This window comes from Streptomyces sp. WG5, from assembly GCF_049974565.1.
In the GTDB taxonomy this organism is placed as follows: Bacteria; Actinomycetota; Actinomycetes; order Streptomycetales; family Streptomycetaceae; genus Streptomyces.
In genome coordinates, this window is record NZ_JBNGGC010000013.1 from 112,835 (window position 1) to 138,771 (window position 25,937).

Genomic DNA, 25,937 nt, shown 5'->3' on the forward strand with positions numbered 1-25,937 from the left:
GGTGACGCCGCCCGGTACGGGGAAGGATCCCTCGCGCCCTCCCCCGGGCGCCGGTCGTGCAAAAGGCCGACGGGTGGGCAGGAGGACGTACGTGCCAGGCGGTCGCCTCACTTTCGGGGAGACTTCCGGGAGACTCGGAGCCAAGGCGTCCGCACCGGCGCCCCACACCTGAAAGAGTCGTGTTCATGCAGGTCTGGCCTGGAGAGGCGTATCCACTCGGTGCCACGTACGACGGCGCCGGCACCAACTTCGCGGTCTTCACGGAGGCCGCCGACCGAGTAGAGCTGTGTCTGCTGCACGACGACGGCTCGGAGACCGCGATCGAGCTGCGGGAGAGCGACGCGTTCGTCCGGCACGCGTACGTGCCGGGCGTGATGCCGGGGCAGCGGTACGGGTACCGCGTGCACGGCCCGTACGCCCCGGAGCGCGGGCTGCTCTGCAACAGCGCCAAGCTGCTCCTCGACCCGTACGCGCGTGCGATCAGCGGCTCGGTCCAGTGGGGCGAGGAGGTGTACGGCTACCACTTCGACGCCCCCGACCGGCGCAACGACCTGGACTCGGCGCCGCACTCGATGACGTCGGTCGTCGTCAACCCGTACTTCGACTGGGGCGACGACCGGCGCCCCCGGACGGAGTACCACCACACGGTGATCTACGAGGCCCACGTGAAGGGTCTGAGCATGCGGCACCCCAAGCTCCCCGAGGAACTGCGCGGCACCTACGCGGCCCTCGCGCACCCGGCGCTCATCGGGCACCTGACCGAACTGGGGGTCACCGCGCTGGAGCTGATGCCCGTGCACCAGTTCGTCAACGACCACCGCCTGGTGGACATGGGCCTGAACAACTACTGGGGCTACAACACGATCGGCTTCTTCGCCCCGCACAACGCGTACGCCTCCTGGGGCGACCGCGGCCAGCAGGTCCTGGAGTTCAAGTCGGCGGTGAAGGCGCTGCACGAGGCCGGGATCGAGGTGATCCTCGACGTGGTCTACAACCACACCGCCGAGGGCAACCACCTGGGCCCCACGCTGTCCTTCAAGGGCCTCGACAACCCGTCCTACTACCGGCTGACCGACGACCCCCGTTACTACATGGACACCACGGGGACCGGGAACTCACTCCTCATGCGGTCCCCGCACGTGCTCCAGATGATCATGGACTCGCTGCGGTACTGGGTCACCGAGATGCACGTCGACGGGTTCCGCTTCGACCTCGCCGCCACCCTGGCCCGGCAGTTCCACGAGGTGGACCGGCTGTCGTCCTTCTTCGACCTGGTGCAGCAGGACCCCGTGGTGTCGCAGGTGAAGCTGATCGCCGAGCCGTGGGACGTGGGCGAGGGCGGCTACCAGGTGGGCAACTTCCCGCCGCTGTGGACCGAGTGGAACGGCAAGTACCGGGACACGGTGCGGGACCTGTGGCGCGGCGAGCCGCGCACGCTGGCGGAGTTCGCGTCCCGGCTGACCGGTTCCTCCGACCTCTACCAGGACGACGGCCGCCGTCCGCTGGCCTCGATCAACTTCGTCACCTGCCACGACGGCTTCACCCTGCACGACCTGGTGGCGTACAACGACAAGCACAACCACGCCAACGGCGAGGACAACCGGGACGGCGAGAGCCACAACCGGTCCTGGAACTGCGGCGCCGAGGGCGACACCGACGATCCGGCGGTGCTGGAGCTGCGGGCGCGGCAGATGCGGAACTTCATCGCCACCCTGCTGCTCTCCCAGGGTGTGCCGATGATCAGCCACGGCGACGAGTTCGCCCGCACCCAGCGGGGCAACAACAACGCCTACTGCCAGGACAACGAGCTGGCGTGGGTGGCGTGGCCCGACGACGACGGCGACGGTGCCGGTGCCGGTACGGGGCTGCTGGAGTTCACGCGCGCGATGGTCTGGCTGCGCAAGGACCACCCGGTCTTCCGCAGGCGGCGCTTCTTCCACGGCCGCCCCGTGGAGGGCACCCACGACGAGCTGTCGGACATCGCCTGGTTCACCCCCGAGGGTGCGGAGATGACCCAGCGGGACTGGCACTCGGCGCGGGCGTCGGCGCTCACGGTGTTCCTGAACGGCAACGCGATCTCCGAACCCGGCGCGCGCGGGGAACGCATCGCCGACGACTCGTTCCTGCTGATGTTCAACGCCTCGCCGAAGCCGCTGGACTTCGTGGTGCCGGTCGACCACGGCCGGCAGTGGGAGGTGATCGTCGACACCGCCCTGACGGAGGGGGTGCCCGCGGAACCTGCCGCGAAGGTGCAGGCCGGGGACCGGCTGACCCTGGTGGACCGGAGCCTGGCGGTGTTGCGGCGACCCGTCTGACGGGCGTACGGCGTCACCGGGGCGGGCCCCGTCCGTACGTCCGTGCAGGGGGCCGATGACACGAACGGCGGCGGGGCGGGTACGTAGTCCTCCATGACACCTGAGCGACCCGCCCCGGCGCTGTCCCCGGCCTCTCCGGCCCCCTCGGCCACCTACCGGCTGCAGCTGCAGCCCGCGTTCCCCTTCGGGGCCGCCTCGGCGGCCGTGCCGTACCTCGCCTCGCTCGGTGTGTCGCACCTGCACCTGTCCCCCGTCCTGGAGGCGGTCCCGGGCTCGCTGCACGGCTACGACGTCGTGGACCACGCGCGCGTGCGCGAGGAGCTGGGCGGCGAGGAGGGCCTGCGGGCACTGGCCCGCACCGCGCGCGGGCACGGCCTGGGCCTGGTGGTGGACATCGTGCCGAACCACATGGCGATGTCCCCGCGCCACAACCGCGCCCTGTGGGAGGTGCTGCGCCGGGGACCGGAGTCCCCGTACGCGCGGTGGTTCGACATCGACTGGGAGGCACAGGGCGGCCAGGTGCTGCTGCCGGTGCTCGGCGCCCCGGTGGGCGAGGTGCTGGACGACCTCCGGGTCGACGGCGGCGTACTGCGCTACCACGACCACGCCTTCCCCCTGCGGGACGGCACGGCCGGCCTGCCGTTGCCGCAGCTCCTGGACGCGCAGTGGTACCGCCCGGTGTGGTGGCGGCTCGCCCGGACCGAACTGAACTACCGGCGCTTCTTCAGCATCTCCGAGCTGATCGGCGTACGCGTGGAGGACCCGGAGGTGTTCGAGGCCACGCACACGACGGTGCTGCGGCTGCTGCACGAGGGGGTGGTGGACGGCCTGCGCGTCGACCACCCCGACGGCCTCGCCGACCCCGACACCTACCTGCGGCGGCTGCACGAGGCGAGCGGCGGCCGGTGGACGGTGGTCGAGAAGATCCTGGCGGACGGTGAACGGCTGCCGGCCGCCTGGCCCGTCGCGGGCACGACCGGCTACGACGCCCTGCGCCACGTCGACGGCCTCTTCACGGACCCCGCCGGGTACGGGGAACTGCTCGGCCAGTACCGCAGGTTCGCCGCCCCGCAGACCGACCGGGGCGGGGACTGGGCGGCGACGGTGCGGCGGGCGGCGTACAAGGTGGTCACGCACGAGCTGGCCACCGAGGTGGACCGGCTGACCCGGGTGGCACACCGCCTGTGCGTCGCCTCGCCGGACCCCGTCCTGCGCGACCGGGCTCCGTGGGCGCTGCGCGCGGCGCTGCGGGAGCTGCTGGTCCGGCTGGAGGTGTACCGGCCGTACTCGTCGGTGGACGCGGCGTCGGTCGTCACCGAGGAGGCCGCGGCCGAGGCGCGGCTCGCGTTCTCGGTGCCCGAGGAGGCCGGCGCGGTGGACGTCGTACGGGGCCTGGCGCTGGGGCGGTACGGAGACGGGCCGGACCACGTGGAGTTCCGGACGCGGTTCGCGCAGACGGCGTCGGCGCTGCGCGCGAAGTCGGTGGAGGACACGGCCTTCTACCGCTACGTGCCGCTGCTGTCGGCGACCGAGGTGGGCGGGGACCCGGGGAGTCCGGCGGTGTCCCCGCAGCAATTCCACGAGTACTGCGCGCGCGTGCAGCGCGACTGGCCCACGACCGGCACGGTCGTCTCGACCCACGACACCAAGCGCAGCGCCGACGTGCGGGCCGCGCTGGCGGTGCTCACGGAATGCCCCGAGCGCTGGGCGGACGTCCTGGCGGAGGTCACCCGCACGGGTGAGGGCGTGCCGGACGCCCAGGTGGCGTGGGCGGCCTGGCAGACGGTGTTCGGGCTCGGGCCGGCGGACGGTGAGCGCGTGCGGGAGGCGCTGCTGAAGCACGTGCGCGAGGCGGGGATGTTCACCAGCTGGACGGAGCAGGAGCCGCCGTACGAGGAGGCGGTGGCCCGGTTCGTGGCGGCGGGTCCGTGCGGCGCGCCGGGCGAGCGGGTGGCGGCGTTCCGCGACGCGCTGGAGCCGCACATCCGGGCCAACGTCCTCGGCACGGCCCTGGCGCACCTGACGATGCCGGGGGTGCCGGACCTCTACCAGGGCACGGAGGCCGAGTACCTGGCCCTGGTGGACCCGGACAACCGCCGGCCCGTCCGCTTCGGGGAGGGCGGCGGGGGCGGCGAGAAGGTCGCGGTGACCCGGGCGGCCCTGGCGGTGCGCGCGCGGCGGCCCGACGCCTTCGGCGACGCGGCGACGTACGAGCCGCTGCCCGCCGAGGGCCCCGCGGCGGCGCACTGCGTGGCGTTCGTCCGCTCCGGGGAGGTCCTGACGGCCGTGACCCGGCTGTCACTGCGACTGGCCGGGGCGGGCGGCTGGCACGGGACGACGCTGCCGCTGCCGCCGGGCCGGTGGGCGGACGCGTTGTCGCCCGGGCGGGAGTTCATGGGGCACACGCGCGTGGCGGAGCTGTTCGCCCGGTCGCCGGTGGCACTGCTGGAGCGGGTGGCGGCGGACGGGGACGGGACCTGACCGCACACGGACGCACACGCGCGCGCCCGTGCGTCCGCGCGTCTGCCGGCCGGCCGCGCGGAGGGGCGTCGGCGCGGAGGGGCGTCGGCGCGGCGCCGCCGGAGGACGCGGTCATTCGCGGCGCATCGGCACGGCGGCCTCGGAGCCCCGGCCCGGCTCGCCCGAGCGGGAGCCCGCGGTGGGGTGCCGCCCGGCCAGTTCGAACGCGGCGAGGACGACCCGGGTCTGGTACTCCACCTGGCGCGGGACCGGTATCCAGCGGGCCGCGCAACCGTCCCGGTAGTCGGCGCAGCCCTCGTCGACGAGCCGGTCCAGCTCGGGCAGCACGCCCGCCGGATCGCCTCCGGTACGGGTCACCAGCTGATGCAGCAGCCCCGCGGTCCGCAGGGACAGACGCCGTCCGGCGAGCCGCAGGGCGGCCAGGTGGGCGGTGTTCATCGGCGGGAGGGAGCGGCCCGATCCGTCGTCGGTGTCGGGGTCCCACGCGTCGGCTAGCCTCGGGCAGACCAGCAGGTAGTCGTCGACCGGCGCGAGGAGGCGGCCCGCCTCGGGGACGGTGGCGAGGTGGGGCCGGAGCCGGGCGAGGACGCGGTGCAGACGCCGGGTGTCGTCACGCAGGGTGCGGCTCACCGAGCGCAGCAGGCCGTCCCGGTCGACCGGGGACGAGCCGTCCGCCACGGCGGCCACGCCCCACATGGGCGCCTCGACGACCGCGGTGACGGTGCCGTACCGCTGCGGGTGGCACCACGTCGAGTCGACGGCGGCCTCGGTGATGGCCGCGGTGAGGTCGCCCCGGCGGGGCGGCGGGATGCGGTAGACGGCGGGGCCGAGGTCGGGCCAGTACAGGGTGTCGTAGGCGCCGAGTTCGCGGGGGATGCCGAGCTGGGCCGCGGTGTGGGCGATGCGCTGGGCGAGGCCCGGCAGCTCGTGGGTCAGCTCGACGAAGCCGCCGCCGACGTCGACGCCGTGCAGGGAGCACTGCAGGAAGGGCCGCAGTTCGTCCTGGAGTGCGAGCAGGGCGCGGGTCTCCGGCAGGACGGCCCGGTCCGGGCCGTCGGGCAGCCACTCAGGCTGTTCCAGGAAGCCGGGCCGGAAGAAGTTCCGGGCGTAGCGGCCGAGGGTGTACGGGCCGGTCAGCCAGCCCTCGTTGCGGCGCAGCCCGTCGGGGTCGACGCAGAGCAGCAGGTTCCACGTGGCGTCGGCGCCCTCGGTGAGCCGGGGGTCGGCGAGGGCGCGCTCGGCCAGCCGCAGGACGGTGGCACCGCCCACGGGCTCGTTGGCGTGCGGGCCGGCGACGACGAGGGCCTGGCGGCTGCCGTGGCCGACGGAGAGCAGCAGCAGCGGGGTGCCGGCGCGGGACGTGCCGACGCGGCGCAGCCGGGCCTGCCGGGGGTGGCGGGCGACGAGTGCGGCGGCCCGGACGCCCAGCTCGTCCACGGTCGGATAGCGCAGGAGGGGCGTCAGGGCACACCTCCACGATGCGGGCCGTCGGTTCACCTGGCGTGCGCGGTGTACGCACAGTCAGTCACGACTTGGGGGGTACGTCAACACCGTGAAAAGCAAAGGGGCTCGCCGCAGGGATCACCCCGCCGACGACCCCGCCCGGCACCCCACCGGGACGCTCGACAACGAGTGAGGCCCAGGCCAGAGCTGTGCCGTGCCTGACGCCGGCTCAGGTCACCGCGAGACGGAAGGCCATCTGACCGAAGCCGACCTGGTCGCCCTCGCGGACGACTGCCGCGCCGATGACCCGCCGCCCGTTGACCGTGGTGCCGTTGGTGGAGCCGAGGTCCCTCAGCACCCACATGCCGCCCTGACGGCTGAGTTCGGCGTGCACCCGGGAGACCGTCTCGTGGCTCAGCCGCAGCCCGCTCGCCGGGTCGCGTCCTATACGCAGCGGATGACCGGCGCCGGGGTGGGGCAGCAGCAGCTTGGGCAGCCGCTCGGCCTGCCAGGCCCGCCGCAGCCGCACGCCGAACCCGGACACCGCCTCGACGGTGCCGAACACCAGCCGCGACACCCTGCTCTCGGTGGGCAGGTCGGAGGTGAGCGCGGCGAGTTCCTCCAGGCGGCGGGCGGCGAGCGCCAGTTCCATCCTGCGGATGAACGTGTCGTGCGACAGACGCCCCATCGCGACGCCGTCCCGGAGTACCTTCAGCGCCTTGTCGCGCTCCGCGTCGGACAACCGCGCGGGGTATGTGTGGAACTCGAAGGACGACGTCACGCAGGTGATTGTCGGTCAGCCGGGCCGGAGTGTCCAGAAAACGGGAGAGCGGCCGCCGCGGGCGCCGCGCACGGCCGCCGTTCGCCGGGCACGGCACGACACCCGCCGCAAACGGGGACTTTCAGCAGCGGAGAGATCACTTTTGCAGGACCATGGACGGGCTACATCACGGTGAGCAGACGAAGGGGAACCGTCCGTGCAGTTCGAGGTGTGGGCACCGCAGGCCGGCCGAGTGACGTTGCAGTGCGACGGCGCCACGCGCGCGTTGGAGCGCGATCCCGAGCGGCCGGGGTGGTGGTGCGGTCAGGCCGAGGCGCGCGACGGCTCGCGGTACGGCTTCGCGGTGGACGACGGGCCGGTGCGGCCGGACCCGCGCTCGCGCCGGCAGCCGGACGGGCCCGACGGGCTCAGCGCGGTCGTCGACCACGGACGGTACGCGTGGCGTGCCGAGTGGGGCGGGCGCCCGCTGCCCGGCGGCGTCCTGTACGAGCTGCACGTGGGCACCTACACGCGCGAGGGCACGCTCGACGCCGCCGCCGAGCGGCTCGGCCATCTGGCCCGACTGGGCGTGACCCACGTCCAGTTGATGCCGCTGTGCCCCTTCCCGGGCCGGCACGGCTGGGGGTACGAGGGGGTCTCGCTGTGGGCGGTGCACGAGCCGTACGGCGGGCCCGAGGCACTGAAACGGTTCGTCGACCGGGCCCACGGACTGGGCCTGGGCGTGGTCCTGGACGTGGTGCACAACCACCTGGGCCCCTCCGGCAACCACCTGCCCGCCTTCGGGCCGTACTTCACCGACACCCACCACACGCCCTGGGGCGTCGCCGTCAACCTGGACGCGCCCGGCTCGGACGAGGTGCGGGCCTATCTGGTGGGCAGCGCGCTGGCGTGGCTGCGGGACTACCGGATCGACGGGCTGCGCCTGGACGCGGTGCACGCCCTGGCCGACACCCGCGCGTGCCACTTCCTGGAGGAACTGTCGACGGCCGTGGACGGCCTCGCCGCCGACCTGGGGCGACCGCTGTTCCTGATCGCCGAGTCGGACCTCAACGACCCGCGGATCATCACCCCGCGCGCGGAAGGCGGCCTGGGCGTGCACGCACAGTGGAACGACGACTTCCACCACGCCCTGCACGCCGCGCTGACCGGGGAGTCGCAGGGCTACTACGCCGACTTCGCGCGGGCTCCACTGGCGGCACTCGCCAAGACCCTGACCCGGGGCTACTTCCACGACGGCACCTACTCCAGCTTCCGGGGCCGCGGTCACGGCCGGCCGCTGGACCGCGGCCGCGTCGCCGCGCACCGGCTGACCGGCTACAGCCAGACCCACGACCAGGTCGGCAACCGCGCCCAGGGCGACCGCCTGGCCTCCCTGGTCTCCCCCGGTCTCGCGGCCTGCGCGGCCACGCTGACGCTGACCGCGCCGTTCACCCCGATGCTCTTCATGGGCGAGGAGTGGGCCGCGGGCACGCCGTGGCAGTTCTTCACCGACCACACCGACCCGGACCTCGCTCAGGCGGTACGGAGCGGCAGGCGGCGCGAGTTCGCCGCGCACGGCTGGAAGGAGGAGGACGTCCCCGACCCGCAGGACCCGGCGACGCGCGAGCGGTCCTGCCTCGACTGGTCCGAGCCGGAAAGCGAGCCGCACGCCCGCGTGCTGGCCTGGTACCGCCGGCTGATCGCCCTGCGCGGCGAGCAGCCGGACCTGACCGCCCCCGACCTCGCCGACACGAAGGTGGCGTACGACGGTGAGGCCCGGTGGCTGGCCTTCCGGCGCGGCGACATCCGGGTGGCCGTCAACCTGGGCGCCGAACCGGCGGCGATCCCGCTGGGCACCCGCCCCGCGCGCGTGCTCGCCGCGTGGGAGCCCGTGCGGGCGCCGGGCGCGGACGGGGTGCTGCGCGTGCCGGGCGAGTCGAGCGTGGTCCTCGTACAGGAATGACCGCGGGGCAGGAGGTGGCGGGGGACGGGAGGCAGCGGGGAACAGCAGACAGCGGGGGAACGGACGGGGGCGTGCTCAGGCGGGGTCCTCGGCCGTGCCGTCCCCGCGCAGTTCCGTCACCCGTTCCAGCAGGATCGGCTCCCAGGCGCGCCGCAGCCGCGCCCTGAGCAGCGGCAGGGGCACGGACCCTGCCGCCGGCGCGGACGACCGGCCGGAGAGGGCCCCGGCGAGGTGGACGACCGCGTCGCAGCGGGCCAGCCACAGCCCGCGCAGACACGGGCGGGCGCCGTAACCGGCGAGCGTGGCGGCGCGGACGGCGGCGGGCGAGCCCACGGAGAGCGCGAGCGCGGCGATGTCCTCGGCCGGGTCGCCGAGCACCGCGTCGGTCCAGCCGAGGACACCGCGCACCCGGCCGTCGGCGCCGACCACCAGGTGCTCGCCGGTCAGCCCGTGGTGGACGAGGACCGCCGCGCCGGGCTGGACGCCGAGCTGGGCCGCCGCCGCCCCGGTGAGCCGCTCCGGCCGAGCCGCCTCGAACTCGTCGGCCTCGGCGAGGCGACGGGCGGCCGGCTCGGCGGCCTGCCGCAGCGTCTCCAGGGACCGTGGAGCGGCCCGGGGCACGCCCAGGGTCTCGGCCTGGCGGACCGGCACCTCGCGCAGCCCGGTGAGCAGCGCCGCGAGGTCCGCCTCGCCGAGGGCCGACACGTCGTGGTCCTCACCCGGCCCGCCGGGAACCTTGACGTCCAGTGTGCAGGTCAGACCCGGTGCCCACTCGCCGTGCGCCACACTCGCCGGCACCGCGACGGAGACGTACGGGCGGACCAGCTCGCGCAGGCGCAGTTCGCGTCGCTGCCGTACCGCGGCCTCGCGGTCGGGGGCCAGGCGCAGCACGTGCCGGGTGCCGACCCACCAGGTGGCGGGCCCGGCGCCCTCCGCGACGGGCCGGACGTCGGGTTCCGCGCTCCCGCCCAGCAGGGAACGGACCAGTCGGCGGACGGTGTCCGCGGTGGGTGTCGGTGGCTGGGTCATGGTCGCGCCGTCGTCTTCCGGGTCTGCCGGGGTGTTCGGGTCCGCCGGGGCGTTCGGGTCGGGCTGTCGTCGGTCACTCCACTATGACCATCTCCCGGGTGGTGTCGTTGAGGCGCCGGCCGCCGTCCTCGGTGACCGTGACGATGTCCTCGATGCGTACCCCGAACCGGCCGGGCAGATAGACGCCGGGCTCGACGGAGAAGCACATGCCGGGCACCAGGGGCTGCTCCTCGCCCTCGATCATGTACGGCGGCTCGTGCGTGGTCACGCCGATGCCGTGCCCCGTGCGGTGGATGAAGTACTCGCCGTACCCCGCGTCGGTGATGACCGCGCGAGCGGCCCGGTCGACGTCCTGGCAGGCGACACCGGGCCGGACCGCCCGGAAGCCGGCCTCCTGCGCCTCGCGGACCAGGTCGTGCACCCGGCGCTCCTCGTCGGTGGGTTCGCCCACGTGGACGGTGCGGGAGGTGTCGGAGCCGTAGCCGTCCTTCAGGCCGCCGAAGTCGAGGACGACCGTGTCGCCGTCCTCGATGACCCGGTCGCCGGCCTCGTGGTGCGGGTTGGCACCGTTCGGGCCGGAGGCGACGATGGTGAAGTCGACCTGGGAGTGCCCGAACCGCCGCAGCAGTCCGGCGAGATCGGTGGCGACGTCGGACTCCCGACGCCCTCCGAAGGTGACCTTCCGGATCTCCTCGAAGGCGGCGTCCGCGGCCGCGCCCGCCGCCGTCAGCAGCTCCAGTTCCGCCGCGTCCTTGACGGCACGCAGCATGGGAAGCGCCTCCGTGAGGGAGGCGTACGAGGTGCCGGGCAGCGTGCGTTGCAGGGCCAGCAGGTGCATCGCCCAGGCGTTGTCGCTGACGCCGAACCGCCCGGAACGGTCGAGGAGGGCGGCGGTGGCGGCGTAGGGGTCCTTGCCGTCGGTCCAGTCGCGCAGGGTCAGGGCGGGCGCGCCGGCGGCCTTCCCGGCGTCGGGGGCCTCCAGCGCCGGGACGACGAGGACGGGGTCGCGGCCGGGAACGAGGACGAGCAGGGTGAGCCGTTCGGTGGCCGCGGTGGGCGCGTAACCGGTGAGCCAGACGAGGTCGGGGCCCGGCGCCACCAGCAGCCCGGCCAGCCCGGCATCGGCGGCCGCCCGCGCCGCGCGCTCCATGCGGGCCCGGTAGTCGTCGGCGGTGAAGGAAACAGCGTGCGGACTGCCGGTCATCCGGGTCTCCCTGGGCAGCGGACGTGAAGGGACTACGGGCAGCATCCTGCCCGTAGCGAGGGGGCGGCGCGAGCCGATCGGCACAGGTCGGCCACCCCCGACTCATGGATGTACGCGCCACCGGCACCGGTTGCCAGGGCGAGCCCCTCGGACGTGCGAAGGAGGCCGGCGCCGTGCTCGTACCGGCGCGCATCGGTGATCCGCGTCCCGGCGGGCGCGCCGGGAGCCGGCCGCGCCGAGCGGGTGCGCGACCGGCCGGGTGCGCGACCGGCCGGGGGATCGTCGGGGCGGTGGGACGCCCCGGCCGGCGGCCGGGGACATCGCGCACCACGGCACGGGGGCGGGGTTGGGGGAAGCCGCCCGCGGCTCCGTGATCGCCGGACGGCCCCTGGTGGCGGCCGGGTGCGAAGGGGGTCAGGTGACCACGCCCGGTACGGCCGTCAGCTGCTGGTAGCCGCCGCTCGCGCGGCGCACGGTGACCTTGACCTCCTTGCCCGGCCGGGCGCGGGACACGGCGCGGGCGAGATCGGCGGCCGAGTCGACCCGGGCCGTGCCGAACGTCAGGAGCACGTCGCCCCGGACCAGGCCCGCCGCGTACCCCGGGCCGGGCACGTGGACGCCCACGACCAGGGCCCCCGGCTTCTCGTCGTCCACGGCCTCCACGCCGAGGGTCGCGGCGGCCGGCGCGAGGGAAGGTGACGAGGACGGGCCGGCCGACGAATGTGCGGGGGCGGCCCGGCCGCCCGCCGACGCCCCCTGTTCCGCACCCGGCCCCGCCCCCGGCGCCCCTGCCTGCCGTTGCAGCTCGGCGAGTCGGCTCGTGCCGATCACCGTGGCGCCCATCGTGCCGAGTCCCGCGCCGGCCAGGACCAGAACCGTCGCGGTGAACACGCCCAGCAGCAGGGTGGTGAGCCGTCGGCGGCGGGGCCGCCCCGCACACGGACGCCGGGCGGTGTCGGGCGCGGAGCCGCCCCCCGGCTCCCGGCCGGGCATCGGCTTGGGTCGCAACGCTGTGTGTTCCATGGTTCGCCTCCGGCAGGTGCTCTACCCGGCGCGCCGGCGCGTGACGAGCCACGAAAGAGTGAGACTGACCGTCGGTCAGCCGAGCACGGGCAGAGCGGTGGGCCTCGGGACGGGCACGGCCGGGGCCCGGTCGGGGAGGAAGCCGTGGGTGCGCCCGGCCAGGTACTCGGCCTTGTACCGCGAGACGTTCCGGTGCCAGTTGAGGATGCCGGCCATCCAGTTCTGCAGGTCGGTCACATAGCCCCGCATGATGGCTCGTGCCTCGTCCGACAGCTGGAAGTCGTCGTAGACGACGGGCAGTTCGTGCGCGACGACGTGCTCGAACTGGCGCATGCGCTGGTTCATCAGGTCCTGGACGACCGGGAGCGCGGTCGGATAGTCGACGCCGAAGAAGTTCTGCACGACGAGGACCGCGTTGTGGATCTCCCCTTCGTACTCGATCTCCTTCTGGTAGGAGAAGACGTCGTTGAGGAGGCACGCGTAGTCGATCGCCGCGTTCTCCAGGGACCGGACGGGACCGGTGCGGTAGACCTCGGGCGGCACGGCGGGGCCGTGGCCGGCGCGGCACAGGCCCAGGGTGAGGTCGGAGCCGAAGGTGGCGCGCCGCATCTCCAGGTAGTCCACCGGGTCGGGGACGCGGTTCTGGATCTGGTTGGCCAGCTCCCACACCCAGGCCTCGGTCATCTTGTCGACCGCCGACTTCAGGGGACGCCGCTCCTCGGGCGTCATGCCGGCCGTCGTGCGTGCCCACAGGTCGATCAGGGAGCGTTCCATGGCGTTGGCCGGCGGCGGCACCGGTTCGCCGTCGAGCGGCATGCAGGCCGACAGCCGGGCCGTCGTCAGCCGGGCGGCGGCCAGGTCGCGGCGGTGGCCGTAGACGAGCGGGTAGTAGTCGTCGCCGTAGGTGCCGAAGGCCAGCCAGCCGGAGGCGAGGTTCAGCTGCTCCTGGGTGGCGTCCGGGTCGAGGCCCGCGGCGCACAGGGGGAGGTCGCAGCTGGCCAGCTTCTCCTCGTCCCACACCCCTTCGCTGAGGAACCCGATCCGGTGCGACCACTCGAACAGGTGGAGCCGGGCGCCGTCCAGGGCGGGGCTCAGCTCCAGCGGGAACGGCATGCGGATGTCGGGGATGACCGAGGGGCCGACCTTCTGGAAGGGCGTGTACGTGTAGGGTCGCGCCCGCTCGGCGGCGGCCGCGGCGAGCAGCCCGCCGACGTCCGCGGCGGAGGTGCCGGGCCCGGTCAGCGCCTGCCAGGGGGCCGTGGGCCGGGCGCCCTTGTTCATGTAGCGACTGGAACGCATGTGCCATTCGTGGCCGCCGGACTGCCAGTCCTGCAGGCCCTTCGCGTACGCTCCGACGGCGGCGGTCTCGGCCGGTGTCAGACCGTTCTCCAGGGCGACGGCGGGCACTTCGGTGAACGCGGTGTGCTCGAACTGGTGCAGCCGGGAGGTGAGGACGTCGTTGACCAGCTCGGCGGCCTCCTGGGTGGTGCAGTCGAAGAAGGTCTCCAGGACCAGTACGCCGTTGCTCAGCTCTCCCTCGTCCTCGACCTCCCGCTGGTAGGAGAAGAGATCGTTGCGCAGGTGCACGGCGTCGGAGAACGTCTCCATCAGCACCCTCAGCGGCCTGGACCCGGCGACGGCGGCGGGCACCTCGGCGGTCGCGTACTCCACGAGCCCGGCCGACCAGGGGGCGCCGCCGACCTTGCGGCGCATCTCGATGTACTCGACGGGGTTGGCGATCCGCCCCTCGTTGATGTTGGACAGCTCCCACAGGGACTCGTTGAGCAGGTGCTCGGTGGCGACGGCGAAGCGGCGGCGCCAGTCGGCCGACATCGCCGGCACCGTGCGCGTCCAGAGGTCGGCGAGGCCCGCCTCGACCGGGTTCTCCGGTTCGGGCATCCCGGTGCCGAGGTCGAGCGGCATGAACAGGGGGAGCCGGTCGAGGTGGGCCTTGCCCCCGGTGCGGTCCTGGGTGCGTTTGAACTTCTCCAGGAAGTGGTCGTCGAAGAAGAAGACCCACACGTACCAGTCGGTGACGAGGGAGAGCGCCGGCCCGTCGCAGTCGGGGTGGGTGTAGGCGCAGAGCAGGCCGTAGTCGTGCGCGTCGAGGTCGGACTGCTCCCAGACCCCCGAGCCCTCCAGCATGCCCATCTGGCGCGCCCACGTCGTCGAGTGGGCACGGGCCTCGTCGAGGTGCGGGTTCAGGCGCGCGGGATGCGGCAGGTAGAAGTGCGGGAGTTCGAAGGGCTGTTGCGTCATGGCCGGGCCCTACCCATGGCCTTCCGGGCACATCCACGGGCCGGGACATCATCACACCATCGCGTGAATCGGGACGAAACCCGGAACTCTCGCCGGTTCCCCCTCCCCTCCGCGCGCCCGACCCCAGTGCCCGACCCGAGTGCCCAACCCCAGTGCCCGGCCTCAGCGCCTCGCCCCAGCGCCCGGCCTCAGCGCCTGACCTGGATCAGCGCGTGCGTCCCGCTCGTCCGCCACCGCTGTTCGCCACCGGCCGCCAACGCGGCCTCCGTCTCCGCGGTCAGGCCGGTGATCACGTCGGACTTCAGGGTGCGCAGTGCGGCGACGGGGCCGGGGAAGTAGGCGGTGACGTCCGTGAAGGACGTGGTCGGGGGCCACCGGCGGTCGCCCACCAGGCGGCGGTAGTTCAGGTCGCCCTTGAGGACGGTGACCGTGGCCGCGGCGAACTCCGCCCGCAGGTCGTCGGGCATCTCCGCGTACGGCAGGGGAGCACAGGAGAAGGGGTGGGCACGGACGGTGACGCGGCCGTCGGTCAGCGCGGTCCACAGCCGGTCGCCGTGCACGGCGGCCGCACCGCCCGCCGCGACGAGCCGCCGCAGGGCGTCGAGCACGTCGGCGGGCGTGGCGTCGGAGACGTAGTACGGGTACGGCTTGACGTGCAGGACCGCCCGGTCGATGCGGCCCCGGTCGAGGAGGTCGGAGACGAGGAGCAGGTCGGGGACGAGTTCGCGGCCGGCGTTGTCGGCGACGAGGCACAAGGTGTTCGGGCCGGAGCTGCCTGCCCGTGAGGTGCTCGGCCGGGAGGTACCCGACCGGGAGGTGCTCGTTCCGGAGGGCGGGAGCAGCGACCAGAGTGCGTCGCTGTCGTCGGCGACCAGGGCCTGGACCTTGTCCTGGGTGCCGGTACCGGTGCCGGCGGCGCTGTCGGAGAGGCGGAAGCCGAGGTCGGCGCGGTTGCCCCAGAGCGAACCGTGCAGCAGGGCCCGGGTCCGCTCGTCGGCGGGCAGGTCGGCGAGGCCGTCGAGCGCGGCGAGTTCCTCGTCCGTCTCCCTCGCGTCGAGTTCGGCGAGCTTGGCGGGGCGGAAGGGATCGACGCCCTGCCAGGTGCCGGGGCCGAAGTAGCCGACGGTGTCGAGGAGCCGGCGGTAGAAGTAACTCTCCGCCCACAGCCAGGGCACGTCGAACCAGGACCGGCCCACGTAGGTGTCCATCCCCCAGTCCGCCCAGCGTGCCCGGTCGCGTGCTTCGGCGTCGTCGGGCAGCGGCTCGATCACGCCGTCGGCGCAGTCGGCGAGCAGCGTGTCGAGGGCCCGTCGCCGCTCGGGGCCGTAGGGGAACGCCTCACGCACCTGCCGGATGATGGCGGGGTGCCGCTCGGCCAGCACGCCGTGGGGGAAGGATCCGGGCTCGTCACCGAGGATGACGGGGGCGACGGGGGCGGGCTGGGACGGGGTGGCGGGCATGCATCTCACCGTATCGCGGGGCCCGGGGCGGAAGACGGAGCCGCCGCGCCCCGGCAGGAGCCCCCCGCACCGCGTCGCGCCGCCCGCGTCCCTGCGCGAGACCCTCGCACCCGGCGAGGACCCTCGCACTCCGAGCGGGCCCCGGCAGGGTTCAGACCCGGCCCGTCTCCCGCTCCAGGCGGGCGGCGAGGGTGAGGTAGCGGGCGCGTCGGGTCACCGGCACCATGCCCCGGATCAGGAGGTACCACATGCCGGCCAGGCGGCGTGGCTGCCGTGCGGCCGGTTCGAGGGTGCCGCCCACGACGCGGGTGCCGACGATGGAGCAGACGAGGGTGTGGGCGACGGAGTCGATGTCGATGTCCGGGTGCACGTCGGACTGCCTGACGGCGTCCAGGAGGCGGGAGGAGGCGATCTCCCGCCACTCGGTGAAGGGGTGCGGCAGCGGTGGCCGTACCGCCACTCCGCCGGTGGCGAGCCGCAGCCCGGCCCGCAGGACCGGTCCCTCCTCGCAGAGCCGGGCCATGCCGAACGTCAGGCGCATCAGCGCCTCCAGGGAGGTGTAGCCCCGGCCGTCCAGCTCCGTCGCCAGCCGGCGCGAGGTTCTGGACTGGATCTCCATGATGGCGTGGGCGAGGTCTTCCTTCGCCGCGAAGTGGAAGTACAGGGCGCCCTTGGTGACTCCGGCGTGGGCCACGATCTCGCTCAGGCTGGTCGACTCGTATCCGTGACGGTCGAACAGGTCGGCGGCGGCACCGAGGATCGTCGCGCGGGTCTGCTCGGCGCGTATCTGCCTCGCCATCGGCTGAACTCTCCTGGGCTGGAACGCAACAGGCCGTGCCACCTGTCTTAACCCCTTGTACACGATAACTCACCGTCAGATCAGCGTCCTTACGGCCTCGCGATCCCCGAGACCGGCCCGCCCCGTCGAAGGCGCGGACCGGGTCCGGTCGGTCGGTCCCGGTCGGTCCCGGGCAGCCCCGGTCGGGCCGGCCGGTCCCGGCCGGCCCGGGGCAGCTGGAGCCCGAGGGCTCGGTGAAGTGCCGGCCGGCGAAGGCGATCGAGGTGCTGCCGTCGGGGGCCGCCGTCGGTCGCTGTCGTTGCACACCGTGCCGGGCAGGGCGAGCGCCTCGTAGCCGCGGTCGATGCCGCCGAGGAGGGTGCGCGGAGTGACCGTGGGCCGGACGGCGGAGCCGCCGGACGCCGGGCTTCCGCGCGCCCGGCACTTCACCCGCTCACCCACGACTTCACCCACATCCCCGGCCCCGTTCATCACGATGCGGCACCGACAACTCACACCTGGTCGCTGGTCACTTGACTACCGGACGTCACACACGGTTTGCTCCGGCCAGGCGAGATTCACCCGGTTGGCGCACCGGCCACGTGCTCCGGTCCACCTCGCCCCGTTCCTCCTGCTCGGCCGCACAGCGAGGTGCCCCAACCCCCATGAGTACATCTCCCCCGCCCACCCACACCCCCGCACGTCTGCGCGCCACGGCCCTCGCCGCGGCCGTCTGTCTGCTGGCGGCCGGCTGCTCCGCCCTCGGCGGGGACGAGGACGACTCGGCCGGGGACGCCTCGCGCAGGTCCGGCGCCGACCGGATGAAGATCGTCATGGTGACCCACGGCGGTGAGGGCGACGCCTTCTGGGACCGGGTGCGCAGGGGCGCGGAGGCGGCGGCCGCCAAGGACGGCATCGACCTGACGTACGCCGGTGACGCCGACGCCGCCGACCAGGCCGGCCTGGTACGGGACGCGATCCGCGACAAGGCCGACGGCATCGCCGTGACCCTCGCCAAACCGCAGGCGATGAAGGGACCGATCGCCGAGGCCAGGGCGGTCGGCATCCCCGTGGTCGGCCTCAACTCGGGCATCGACGCCTGGCGGTCCACCGGGCTCCTGGGGTACTTCGGGCAGGACGAGAGCGTCGCGGGCCGGGCCGTCGGCGACAAGCTGAACTCCCTCAAGGCCCGGCACGCCCTGTGCGTCATCCACGAGCGGGGCAACGTCGCCCTGGAGGCCCGCTGCGCCGGCGTCAAGAAGACCTTCGGGGGCGAGACCGAGATGCTCTACGTCGACGGCACCGACATGAAGGCGGTCGGCGCGGCCGTCACCGCGCGGCTGCGGCAGAACGCCGACATCGACGAGGTCGTCATGAACGGCGCGGCGTTCGCCCTCACCGCGGTCGAGTCGGTCGAGGAGGCGGGCAGCAGCGCCCACGTCGCCACCTTCGACCTCGACGAGGACCTCGTCGCCGCGGTCGAGCGCGGGGACGTGCAGTTCGCCGTGGACCAGCAGCCGTACCTGCAGGGCTACCTCGCGGTGGACGCGCTCTGGCTGTACCGCACCAACGGCAATGTCAGCGGTGGCGGAGTCGCGCCCGTACTGACCGGCCCCGCGTTCGTGACCCGGACGAACGCCGACGCGGTCGCCGGGTTCGCCGCGGACGGCACCCGTTGACGGGGCACCGCGACCGCGGGCGCCCGCGCACCACCGCCCCCCTCCCCCACTGATCGCCTAGGACGACGATGTCTGCACGGACAGGTGCCCGGCGCCGCCTCGGCTCCATACGTCTCTCCCTGATCCTCCTGGCCCTGGTTCCCTGCGTCACCCTCGCCGCCGTGTGGGGAGTGACGACGATCCAGATGTTCTCGGAGGGCCTGCGGCTGCGCTCCCAGACGGAGCTGAGCCGCGACACCGGGGCCATGGGCACCGAGGCGGCGCTCGCCCTGCAGAAGGAGCGCAGTCTGTCGGCCGCCTGGCTCGCCGGTCCCGGCGGCGACCGGACGGAACTGGACGCCCAGCGCGAGAAGACCGACGCGGCGGTCGCCCAGCTGGTCGGCCGGTCCGACGCGATCGAGCGCGCGCCCGCCCGGGTCTCGGACCGGCTGTACTCGGTGCTCGGCTCGGTGGGCAGCCTGGAGTACTACCGCGACCAGGTGGACGACCCCACCGACATCACTCCCGAGCAGGCGCTCGACCAGTACACGTCGATCATCGACGAGCAGATCCACGCCTTCCAGGAGCTCTCCCAGGTCGACGACGGCGACCTCACCTCGCAGGCCGGGCCGCTGGTCGCCCTGGAGCACGCGGCGGAGCTGGTCTCCCAGGAGAACGCCCGGCTCACCCTGGCCTGGCCGTCCGGCCGGATGAACGAGGAGCAGTGGGCGCAGTTCGCCCAGCTGGCGCACACCCGGCGCTGGCTCGTCCAGGACCAGATCGTCCCCTCCCTGCACGGCAGCGCGAAGGCGCAGACGGAGCGGGTCCTGGCCAGTCCCGAGTGGCAGACCCTGGAGTCCGTCGAGGACCAGGTGCTCGCGGCCCGTGCGGCGGACGGGGACGGCTGGACCGACCTGCCGGACGCGCGGCAGCGCTGGACCACCGCGCTGGACAAGGTCTCCAGCGAGTACGAGGCACTGATCCGGCAGCAGACCGACGGACTGCTCGACCGCAGCGCCGACGAGGCGCGCGGGCTGCTGATCACGGCTGCCTCCCTCAGCGCGGGCGGCCTGCTCGCCCTGCTGCTCTGCGTCGTCATGTCCTGGCGCATCACCCGCTCGCTGTCCCGGCGGCTGCGGGGGCTGCGGCTCGCCACGCTGAGCCTGGCCGAGGAACGGCTGCCCGACGTGGTGGCCCGGCTGGAGCGGGGCGAGAAGGTCGACGTGGAGTCGGCGACCCCGCCGCTGGACTACGGGCGGGACGAACTCGGGCAGGTCGCCCAGGCGTTCAACACGGCGCAGCGCACCGCCGTGCACACCGCCGTCGAACTCGCCGACACCCGGCGCGGTTTCCAGAAGGTGATCCTCGGCATCGCCCGGCAGAGCCAGAACCTCGTCAACATGCAGCTCGGCAAGCTGGACTCCCTGGAACGCGAACACACCGACCCCGAGATCCTCAAGGGCCTGTACGAACTGGACTCCACGGCCAGTCAGCTGCGCCGGTACGAGGAGAACCTCGTCATCATCAGCGGCGAGCAGCCCCGGCGCACCTGGCGCGAGCCCGTCGCGCTGGTCGACATCCTGCGCAGCGCGGTCGGCGAGGTCGCCGAGTACCAGCGGGTGGAGCTGCACACCGACGAGGAGGTGGCGCTCGCACCGCCCGCGGTGGCCGACGTGATCCACCTGCTCGCCGAGCTCATCGACAACGCGACCGCCTACTCCCCCGCGCCAAATCCGGTCGGTGTGCGGGCGGCGGTGGTGGCCAAGGGCCTGGCCGTCGAGATCGAAGACCGCGGGCTCGGGCTGTCGGAGGAGGACTACGCCTCGTTCAACGCCCAGCTGGCGGTGGAGCCGCAGTTCGACGTGGTGGCGCTCGCCGACGACCTGCGGCTGGGCATGTTCGTCGTCGCCCGGCTGGCGCACCGGCACGGCATCACCGTCACGCTGCGCTCCTCCCCGTACGGCGGGACCACGGCGATCGTGCTGATCCCGCACGACATCGTGGTGCGCGAGCCGGTCGACGGAGCCCACGGCACCGGCGGTACGGCGGCCACCGAGACGTCCGGGACGACCCCTGCGTCCCCCGTGCCCACGCTCCCCGAAGCGTCCCCCGGCTCCCCGGCAACCGCCGCGTCCTCCGGCCCCGCTGCGGATCCCGCTCCCTCGAAGCGGCCCGTCCGGCAGGTGCGGCCCGTACCCGCGCCCCGGTCCGGGGCCCCCGCCGCCCCCGGGTCCGCCACCGAGCGGAACGGCCTCGCCCCGCTGCCCCGCCGGGTGCCGCAGACCAGCCTGGCCGCCGAGCTGCGCGACGAGGACGCCGTCACCGGCAGGGACGGCCCGGACGCCCCAGCAGACGACTACGCCGACTTCACCGCCGAGCGTGCCGCCTCGTCCCTCGCCGGTTTCCAGCGCGGCACGCTGCGGGCCCAGGCCGCGGACGCAGACGACGCAGACTCAGAAGCAGACGCAGACGCAGACAGCAGGGACACGGGCGCCGCCGAGCGGGTTCGCTCCTCCGCCGCCCTGTCGACCCCCACCGCCGATCGCCGACCGCCGACGAAGGACACCCCATGACCCGACCCTCCCCCGCCACGCACACCGAGCTGGACCAGCTGCTCACCGGACTCGTGGAGCGGGTCGCCGACGTGAACCACGCCGTGGTGCTCTCCGAGGACGGACTGGTCGTCAGCAAGTCCACCGGCTTCCTGCGCGACGACGCCGAGCGGCTGGCGGCGACCGCGTCGGGCCTGATGAGCCTCAGCAAGGGCGTCAGCATGGACTTCCGCGGCGGCCCGGTGCGCCAGGCGCTCATCGAGATGGCCAACAGCTACCTGATACTCAGCTCCGCCGGCCCCGGCGCCCACCTCGTCGTGCTCACCGGCCCGAACGCCGACGTCGGTGTGGTGGCGTACCAGATGAACATGCTGGTGAAGAAGATCGGCGAGCACCTCAGCGCGGCTCCGCGGGCCACCGCCGGCCCCGGCGAGTGACGTGACCGGAGGCGACGCGGAGGGCCGGCTCGTGCGGCCGTTCACCCTGACCGGCGGCCGGACCCGGCCCAGCCGCGCCGACTTCACCCTGATCACCACGGTGGCCGCGGTCGACCCGCAGCCCTCCCGGGCCGCGCGGCCGCAGCCGGAGCACCTGCGGATCCTGCGGCTGTGCGCCGAGCCCCTCGCCGTGGCGGAGGTCGCGGCCCGCCTCGACCTGCCGGTGAGCGTGGTCGTCATCCTGCTCTCGGACCTGCTGGAGGCCGGCCGGATCACCGCCCGGCCGCCGCACCCCGTCTCCCGCGCCACCCCGGACCTGGACCTGCTGCAGAAAGTGAGGGACGGCCTTGGCCGGCTCTGAGCGCGCCTCCGAGGCGCCCACGGCATCCGCCCCCGAGGCCGTGAAGATACTGATCGCGGGTGGCTTCGGCGTCGGCAAGACCACCATGGTCGGGGCGGTCAGCGAGATCGCCCCGCTGCGCACCGAGGAGCCGCTGACCGCCGCGGGACTGGACGTCGACGACCTCGCCGGCATCGAGGAGAAGCGGGCCACGACCGTGGCCCTGGACTTCGGGCGGATCACCATCGGCCGGGAACTGGTGCTGTACCTCTTCGGCACGCCCGGTCAGCAGCGGTTCTGGTTCATGTGGAACGACCTGGCGATCGGGGCCCTCGGGGCCGTGGTGCTGGTCGACGTCCGCAGGCCCGAGTCGAGCTTCGCCGCCATCGACTTCTTCGAACGGCGGGGCATCCCGTTCGTCGTCGGCGTCAACGGCTTCCACGGGCGGCATCCGTATCCGGCCGAGGAGATCCGGGAGGCGCTGGCGCTTCCGAAGCACGTCAAGGTGCTGCTGTGCGACGCGCGGGAGCGGGGTTCCAGCCGGGACGTCCTCATCGCCCTGATCGACCAGTTGATCGACGCCGCGGCCTCGGCCGCGGCGTCGTGAGGGAGCGTACGGCGGGTCAGCTCAGACCGGCCGATTCCAGCCACTCCTTGGCCACGTCCAGCGGGTCCTTCTTGTCCAGCTGGACCTGGGCGTCCAGGTCGAGGAGGGTCTCGGTGTCCAGCTTCGCGGAGACCGCGTTCAGCGCGTCGACGCCCTCCTGGGGCAGGCCCTCCTTGCGGACGAGCGGTGTCACGTTCGCGTAGCCGAAGAGGTTCTCCGGGTCCTTCAGGACGACGAACTTCTCCTTGACGATCGTCGGGTCGGTGGTGAAGATGTCCGCCGCCTGCACGGTGTTCTTGGTCAGCGCCGACTGGGTCAGCGGGCCGCCCGCGTCGAGTGCCTTGAACGACTCGAACTTCAGGCCGTACACGGACTCCAGGCCCTTCAGTCCCTGCTGCCGGGTCTGGAACTCGGGCGAACCGCCGATCACCAGGTCCGGCGCGATGTCCTTGAGGTCGGCGAGGGTGGACTCGGCGGTGAGGCCGTACTTCTTCGCGGTCTCGGCGTTGACGCTGACCGAGTCCTTGTTCTCGGCCGGCGACGGGTTCAGCAGCGTCAGCTTCTTGTCGAGCTTGGCCTTGGCCGCGGTGTTGACCGCCTCGGTGGACTTCTGCTCGGCATCGGGGTCGAGGTAGGCCAGCAGCGAGCCGTTGTACTCCGGCAGCACCGTGACCGATCCGTTCTTCATCAGGCCGTAGGTCGTCTCACGGCTGCCGATGTTGTGCTGGTAGGTGACCTTGAGGCCCTTCGCCTTGAGCGCCTCACCGTAGATGTCGGCGAGCAGGGTGCTCTCGGCGAAGTTGTTCGAGCCGACGACGACGGTGCCGGCCTCCGCCTTCTCCCCGGCGAGGGGGTTGTCGGAGGTGTCGCCGGAGGAGGAACAGCCCGCGAGCAGCGCCGCAGCGGCGGTGAGCGCGACGGCCGCCACGCCGGTGTGCCTCGTCGTGGACCAGCTGCTCTTCGCGGTAGAAGTCATTCACCGATCCAAACGAGCCGCTTGTCGCTCAGTCAAGAACGGCCTGGTTACGGTTTCTTTCATATGTGTGTTCGAGTGTGTCAGCGCCTGCGCACCCCCGGCGACACCGCCAGTCGGCCCGCCGCCCAGAACACCGCGAGCGTGACCAGTGCCAGCAGGGCCACCAGCGTGGCTCCGCCGACCACCTTCTCGTAGTCGCGCTGGTAGAGCCCGTCGATGATGTAGCGGCCGATCCCGCCGAGGCTGACGTACGCGGCGATGGTGGCCGTCGACACGACCTGGACGGCGGCCGAGCGCAGTCCGCTGAGCACCAGCGGGAGGGCGACGGGGAGTTCGACCCGGAAGAGGATGCCCGGCTCGTGCATGCCCATGCCCCGCGCCGCGTCCACCGGGGCCGGGTCGACGGAGCGGACCGCCTCGTAGGTGGTCACCAGGATCGGCGGGACCGCCAGCACGACCAGCGGGATCATCACGGGCAGCAGGCCGATGCCGACGACGACGGCGATGAGCACGAGAAGCCCGAAGCTGGGCAGGGCGCGGGCGGCGGTCGCGACGAAGGCGACCGCGTTGCCGCCGCGGCCGGTGTGCCCGGTCAGCAGCCCGACGGGCAGCCCGATGGCGGCGGCGGTGCCGAGCGCCATCAGCGTGTACTGCACGTGCTCCAGCAGGCGTTGCGGGATGCCGTCGTAGCCGTGCCAGTGGGCGCTGTCGCTGAAGAAGGCGTGGACGAAGTGGAGCACGTTCACCGGGCAGCCGCCTCCTCGGGCTCGGGCCGCACGGCGGTCTGCTTCGGGCGGCGCCCGCTCCTGCCGCGCGGCATCCACGGCGTCAGCAGGGTGCGCACCAGGACGAGCGCCGCGTCGCAGAGGATCGCCAGTACGGCGGTGGTGAGGACGGAGTTGACCGCCAGCTCGGGCCGGCCGTACTTCTGGGCGTCCGCGAGCAGGTTGCCGAGCGCGCCCTGGTTGCCGATGAGGGCGCCGACGCTGACCAGGGAGATGCTGGCCGAGACGGCAACCCGGAGGCCGGCCAGGATGGCGGGCACGGCGATCGGCAACTGCACCTGGAGATAGCGGCGTACGGGGCCGAAGCCCATGGCGGTGGAGGCGGCCAGGGTCTCCTCGGGCACCGACCGCACGCCGTCGACGATGGCGGGGACGAGGACCACCAGGCTGTAGACGGCCAGCGGGATCATCACCGTCAGCTCGGTCTGGCCGGTGTAGTCGATGAGGACGACGAAGACCGCGAGCGAGGGGATGGCGTAGAACACGGTGGTCAGGCCGAGCACGGGCGGGTACAGCCAGCGGAACCGCACGCAGAGCTGGGCTACGGGCAGCGCCGCCAGCAGCCCGGCGAGGACGGGCAGCAGCGCCTCGCGCAGGTGCAGCCCGATCAGGCCGGAGTAGGTGTTGCCGAGGTCGCTCGGGATGTCGAAGAAGCCGTTCACGGGGCGGCCTTGGCGATGTCGGCGGGTCCCGTCGCCCGGGCGTCCCCGGCCCGGTCCGCGCCGTGGGCGGTGCGGATCGCCTCGCCGATGCTCTGCTGGGAGACCACGCCCGTCACCCGCCCGTCGGCGTCCACCGCGACGGCCCAGCCGGTGGGCGAGAGCACCGCGCAGTCGAGGGCGGCCCGCAGCGAGTCGGCGCCGGGCACGAAGGGCCGCCCGTACGGCAGCAGCCGCTCGGCCGCGATGTCGCCGGCGGTCAGCTCCCGCGGCTCGGCCCAGCCCAGCGGGCGGCCCTCCGCGTCGGTCACCAGCAGGTAGGGGGCGTCGGGCGCGGCGAGCTGTTCGGCCGTGGCGTCCACGCGGACGACCGGGTCCGTCGTCGGTTCCAGGCCCGTGGAGCTGAAGAAGGACAGCCGCCGGATGCCGCGGTCGGCGCCGAGGAAGTCCTCGACGAAGTCGTCCGCCGGGTTCGACAGCAGCTCGGCCGGCGGCGCGAACTGGGCGAGCCGGCCGCCGGTGCGCATCACCGCGACCACGGTGCCCAGTTTGACGGCCTCGTCGATGTCGTGGGTGACGAAGACGATGGTCTTGCCCAGCTCCTCCTGGATGCGCAGGAGTTCGTCCTGCAGTCCCTTGCGGACCACGGGGTCCACGGCGGAGAACGGCTCGTCCATGAGGAGCACCGGCGGGTCGGCGGCGAGTGCCCGGGCCACCCCGACCCGCTGCTGCTGGCCCCCGGAGAGCTGGTACGGGTACCGCTTGCCGAGGGAGGCGTCGAGACCCACGCGTTCCATCAGCTCGGCCGCCCGCTCGCGGGACCTGCGCTTGCCCCACCCGATCATGCGGGGCACGGTGGCGATGTTGTCGAGGATCGTCCGGTGCTGGAAGAGACCGGCGTTCTGGATGACGTACCCCATCGACCGGCGCAGTGTGGTGACCGGCTGCCGCTGGAGGTCCGTGCCGTCCAGGGTGATGGTGCCCTCGGTGGGCTCGACCATCCTGTTGATCATCCGCAGGGTCGTCGTCTTGCCGCAGCCCGACGGTCCGACGAGGACCGTGATCGAGCGGTCGGGGATCTCCAACGACAGCCGGTCGACCGCCACGGTGCCGTCCGGGTACCGCTTGGTGACTGAGTCCATCCGTATCAAAACGCCGAATACCCTTCGGGTGGGCGGGAGGTTCTGGCCAGGTCGCTACGGTTCGCT

20 protein-coding genes are annotated in these 25,937 nt (G+C 73.3%); 8 read left to right on the forward strand and 12 right to left on the reverse strand.

Annotated features, from left to right (window positions below; genetic code table 11):
- Window positions 1-185: 185 nt before the first annotated feature.
- Together glgX and treY are read left to right on the forward strand one after the other, a co-directional pair.
- Complete coding sequence (gene glgX / locus ACP4IX_RS16245) at window positions 186-2,315, forward strand: glycogen debranching protein GlgX (RefSeq protein WP_426555919.1); 2,130 nt, start codon at window positions 186-188, stop codon at window positions 2,313-2,315.
- A 93-nt stretch (window positions 2,316-2,408) separates the two neighbouring features.
- The gene (treY, locus tag ACP4IX_RS16250) at window positions 2,409-4,796 is read left to right on the forward strand and encodes a malto-oligosyltrehalose synthase (RefSeq protein ID WP_426555920.1); all 2,388 of its coding nucleotides are present in this window, start codon (window positions 2,409-2,411) and stop codon (window positions 4,794-4,796) included.
- A gap of 111 nt (window positions 4,797-4,907) precedes the next feature.
- Here the strand turns inward: treY and ACP4IX_RS16255 are convergent, their stop codons facing one another.
- On the reverse strand, window positions 4,908-6,233 hold the full coding sequence (locus ACP4IX_RS16255; RefSeq protein ID WP_426555921.1) for a M14 family zinc carboxypeptidase: 1,326 nt from the start codon (window positions 6,231-6,233) through the stop codon (window positions 4,908-4,910).
- 235 nt (window positions 6,234-6,468) lie between these two features.
- Entirely contained in the window at window positions 6,469-7,020 is a 552-nt protein-coding gene (locus ACP4IX_RS16260) for an FHA domain-containing protein (RefSeq protein WP_426555922.1), read from the reverse strand.
- A 196-nt stretch (window positions 7,021-7,216) separates the two neighbouring features.
- Here ACP4IX_RS16260 and treZ point away from each other — a divergent pair, with 196 nt between their 5' ends.
- Entirely contained in the window at window positions 7,217-8,962 is a 1,746-nt protein-coding gene (gene treZ / locus ACP4IX_RS16265) for a malto-oligosyltrehalose trehalohydrolase (RefSeq protein WP_426523338.1), read from the forward strand.
- 75 nt (window positions 8,963-9,037) lie between these two features.
- Here treZ and ACP4IX_RS16270 read toward each other — a convergent pair whose 3' ends face one another.
- From ACP4IX_RS16270 to ACP4IX_RS16295, 6 genes are all read right to left on the reverse strand, one after another.
- Window positions 9,038-9,991: an aminoglycoside phosphotransferase family protein gene (locus tag ACP4IX_RS16270; protein WP_426555923.1), complete on the reverse strand. Its 954-nt coding sequence runs from the start codon at window positions 9,989-9,991 to the stop codon at window positions 9,038-9,040.
- Between the two features lie 73 nt (window positions 9,992-10,064).
- Window positions 10,065-11,195 (reverse strand): aminopeptidase P family protein, encoded by a 1,131-nt coding sequence (locus ACP4IX_RS16275; protein WP_426555924.1) that lies wholly within the window; start codon window positions 11,193-11,195, stop codon window positions 10,065-10,067.
- 414 nt (window positions 11,196-11,609) lie between these two features.
- Entirely contained in the window at window positions 11,610-12,218 is a 609-nt protein-coding gene (locus ACP4IX_RS16280) for a PDZ domain-containing protein (protein WP_426555925.1), read from the reverse strand.
- Between the two features lie 75 nt (window positions 12,219-12,293).
- Window positions 12,294-14,477 (reverse strand): germacradienol/geosmin synthase Cyc2, encoded by a 2,184-nt coding sequence (cyc2, locus tag ACP4IX_RS16285; RefSeq protein ID WP_426523334.1) that lies wholly within the window; start codon window positions 14,475-14,477, stop codon window positions 12,294-12,296.
- Between the two features lie 188 nt (window positions 14,478-14,665).
- Window positions 14,666-15,937, reverse strand: coding sequence for a damage-control phosphatase ARMT1 family protein (locus tag ACP4IX_RS16290; RefSeq protein ID WP_426555926.1), 1,272 nt, complete (start codon window positions 15,935-15,937; stop codon window positions 14,666-14,668).
- Window positions 15,938-16,088: 151 nt separating this feature from the next.
- Window positions 16,089-16,736: a ScbR family autoregulator-binding transcription factor gene (locus ACP4IX_RS16295; RefSeq protein WP_426523332.1), complete on the reverse strand. Its 648-nt coding sequence runs from the start codon at window positions 16,734-16,736 to the stop codon at window positions 16,089-16,091.
- A 644-nt stretch (window positions 16,737-17,380) separates the two neighbouring features.
- On the opposite strand from ACP4IX_RS16295, the gene ACP4IX_RS16300 reads away from it, so the two are divergent.
- The 5 genes from ACP4IX_RS16300 to ACP4IX_RS16320 all read left to right on the forward strand — a co-directional run bounded on the left by ACP4IX_RS16300 (window position 17,381) and on the right by ACP4IX_RS16320 (window position 22,309).
- Window positions 17,381-18,394, forward strand: a complete 1,014-nt coding sequence (locus ACP4IX_RS16300) for a substrate-binding domain-containing protein (protein ID WP_426555927.1) — start codon at window positions 17,381-17,383, stop codon at window positions 18,392-18,394.
- Between the two features lie 68 nt (window positions 18,395-18,462).
- The gene (locus ACP4IX_RS16305; RefSeq protein ID WP_426555928.1) at window positions 18,463-20,946 is read left to right on the forward strand and encodes a nitrate- and nitrite sensing domain-containing protein; all 2,484 of its coding nucleotides are present in this window, start codon (window positions 18,463-18,465) and stop codon (window positions 20,944-20,946) included.
- On the forward strand, window positions 20,943-21,362 hold the full coding sequence (locus ACP4IX_RS16310) for a roadblock/LC7 domain-containing protein (protein WP_426525081.1): 420 nt from the start codon (window positions 20,943-20,945) through the stop codon (window positions 21,360-21,362). Before ACP4IX_RS16305 ends, ACP4IX_RS16310 begins: the two co-directional genes overlap by 4 nt.
- Window position 21,363: 1 nt before the next feature.
- Window positions 21,364-21,723, forward strand: coding sequence for a DUF742 domain-containing protein (locus ACP4IX_RS16315; protein WP_426525083.1), 360 nt, complete (start codon window positions 21,364-21,366; stop codon window positions 21,721-21,723).
- Window positions 21,710-22,309: a GTP-binding protein gene (locus tag ACP4IX_RS16320; protein WP_426555929.1), complete on the forward strand. Its 600-nt coding sequence runs from the start codon at window positions 21,710-21,712 to the stop codon at window positions 22,307-22,309. Before ACP4IX_RS16315 ends, ACP4IX_RS16320 begins: the two co-directional genes overlap by 14 nt.
- 16 nt (window positions 22,310-22,325) lie before the next feature.
- Here ACP4IX_RS16320 and ACP4IX_RS16325 read toward each other — a convergent pair whose 3' ends face one another.
- The 4 genes from ACP4IX_RS16325 to ACP4IX_RS16340 all read right to left on the reverse strand — a co-directional run bounded on the left by ACP4IX_RS16325 (window position 22,326) and on the right by ACP4IX_RS16340 (window position 25,880).
- Window positions 22,326-23,285: an ABC transporter substrate-binding protein gene (locus tag ACP4IX_RS16325; RefSeq protein WP_426525087.1), complete on the reverse strand. Its 960-nt coding sequence runs from the start codon at window positions 23,283-23,285 to the stop codon at window positions 22,326-22,328.
- 80 nt (window positions 23,286-23,365) lie between these two features.
- Complete coding sequence (locus ACP4IX_RS16330) at window positions 23,366-24,031, reverse strand: ABC transporter permease (protein WP_426525089.1); 666 nt, start codon at window positions 24,029-24,031, stop codon at window positions 23,366-23,368.
- Entirely contained in the window at window positions 24,028-24,732 is a 705-nt protein-coding gene (locus ACP4IX_RS16335) for an ABC transporter permease (RefSeq protein ID WP_426525091.1), read from the reverse strand. The genes ACP4IX_RS16330 and ACP4IX_RS16335 overlap by 4 nt, the downstream gene beginning before the upstream one ends.
- Window positions 24,729-25,880 (reverse strand): ABC transporter ATP-binding protein, encoded by a 1,152-nt coding sequence (locus ACP4IX_RS16340; RefSeq protein WP_426525093.1) that lies wholly within the window; start codon window positions 25,878-25,880, stop codon window positions 24,729-24,731. Before ACP4IX_RS16340 ends, ACP4IX_RS16335 begins: the two co-directional genes overlap by 4 nt.
- Window positions 25,881-25,937 lie beyond the last annotated feature (57 nt).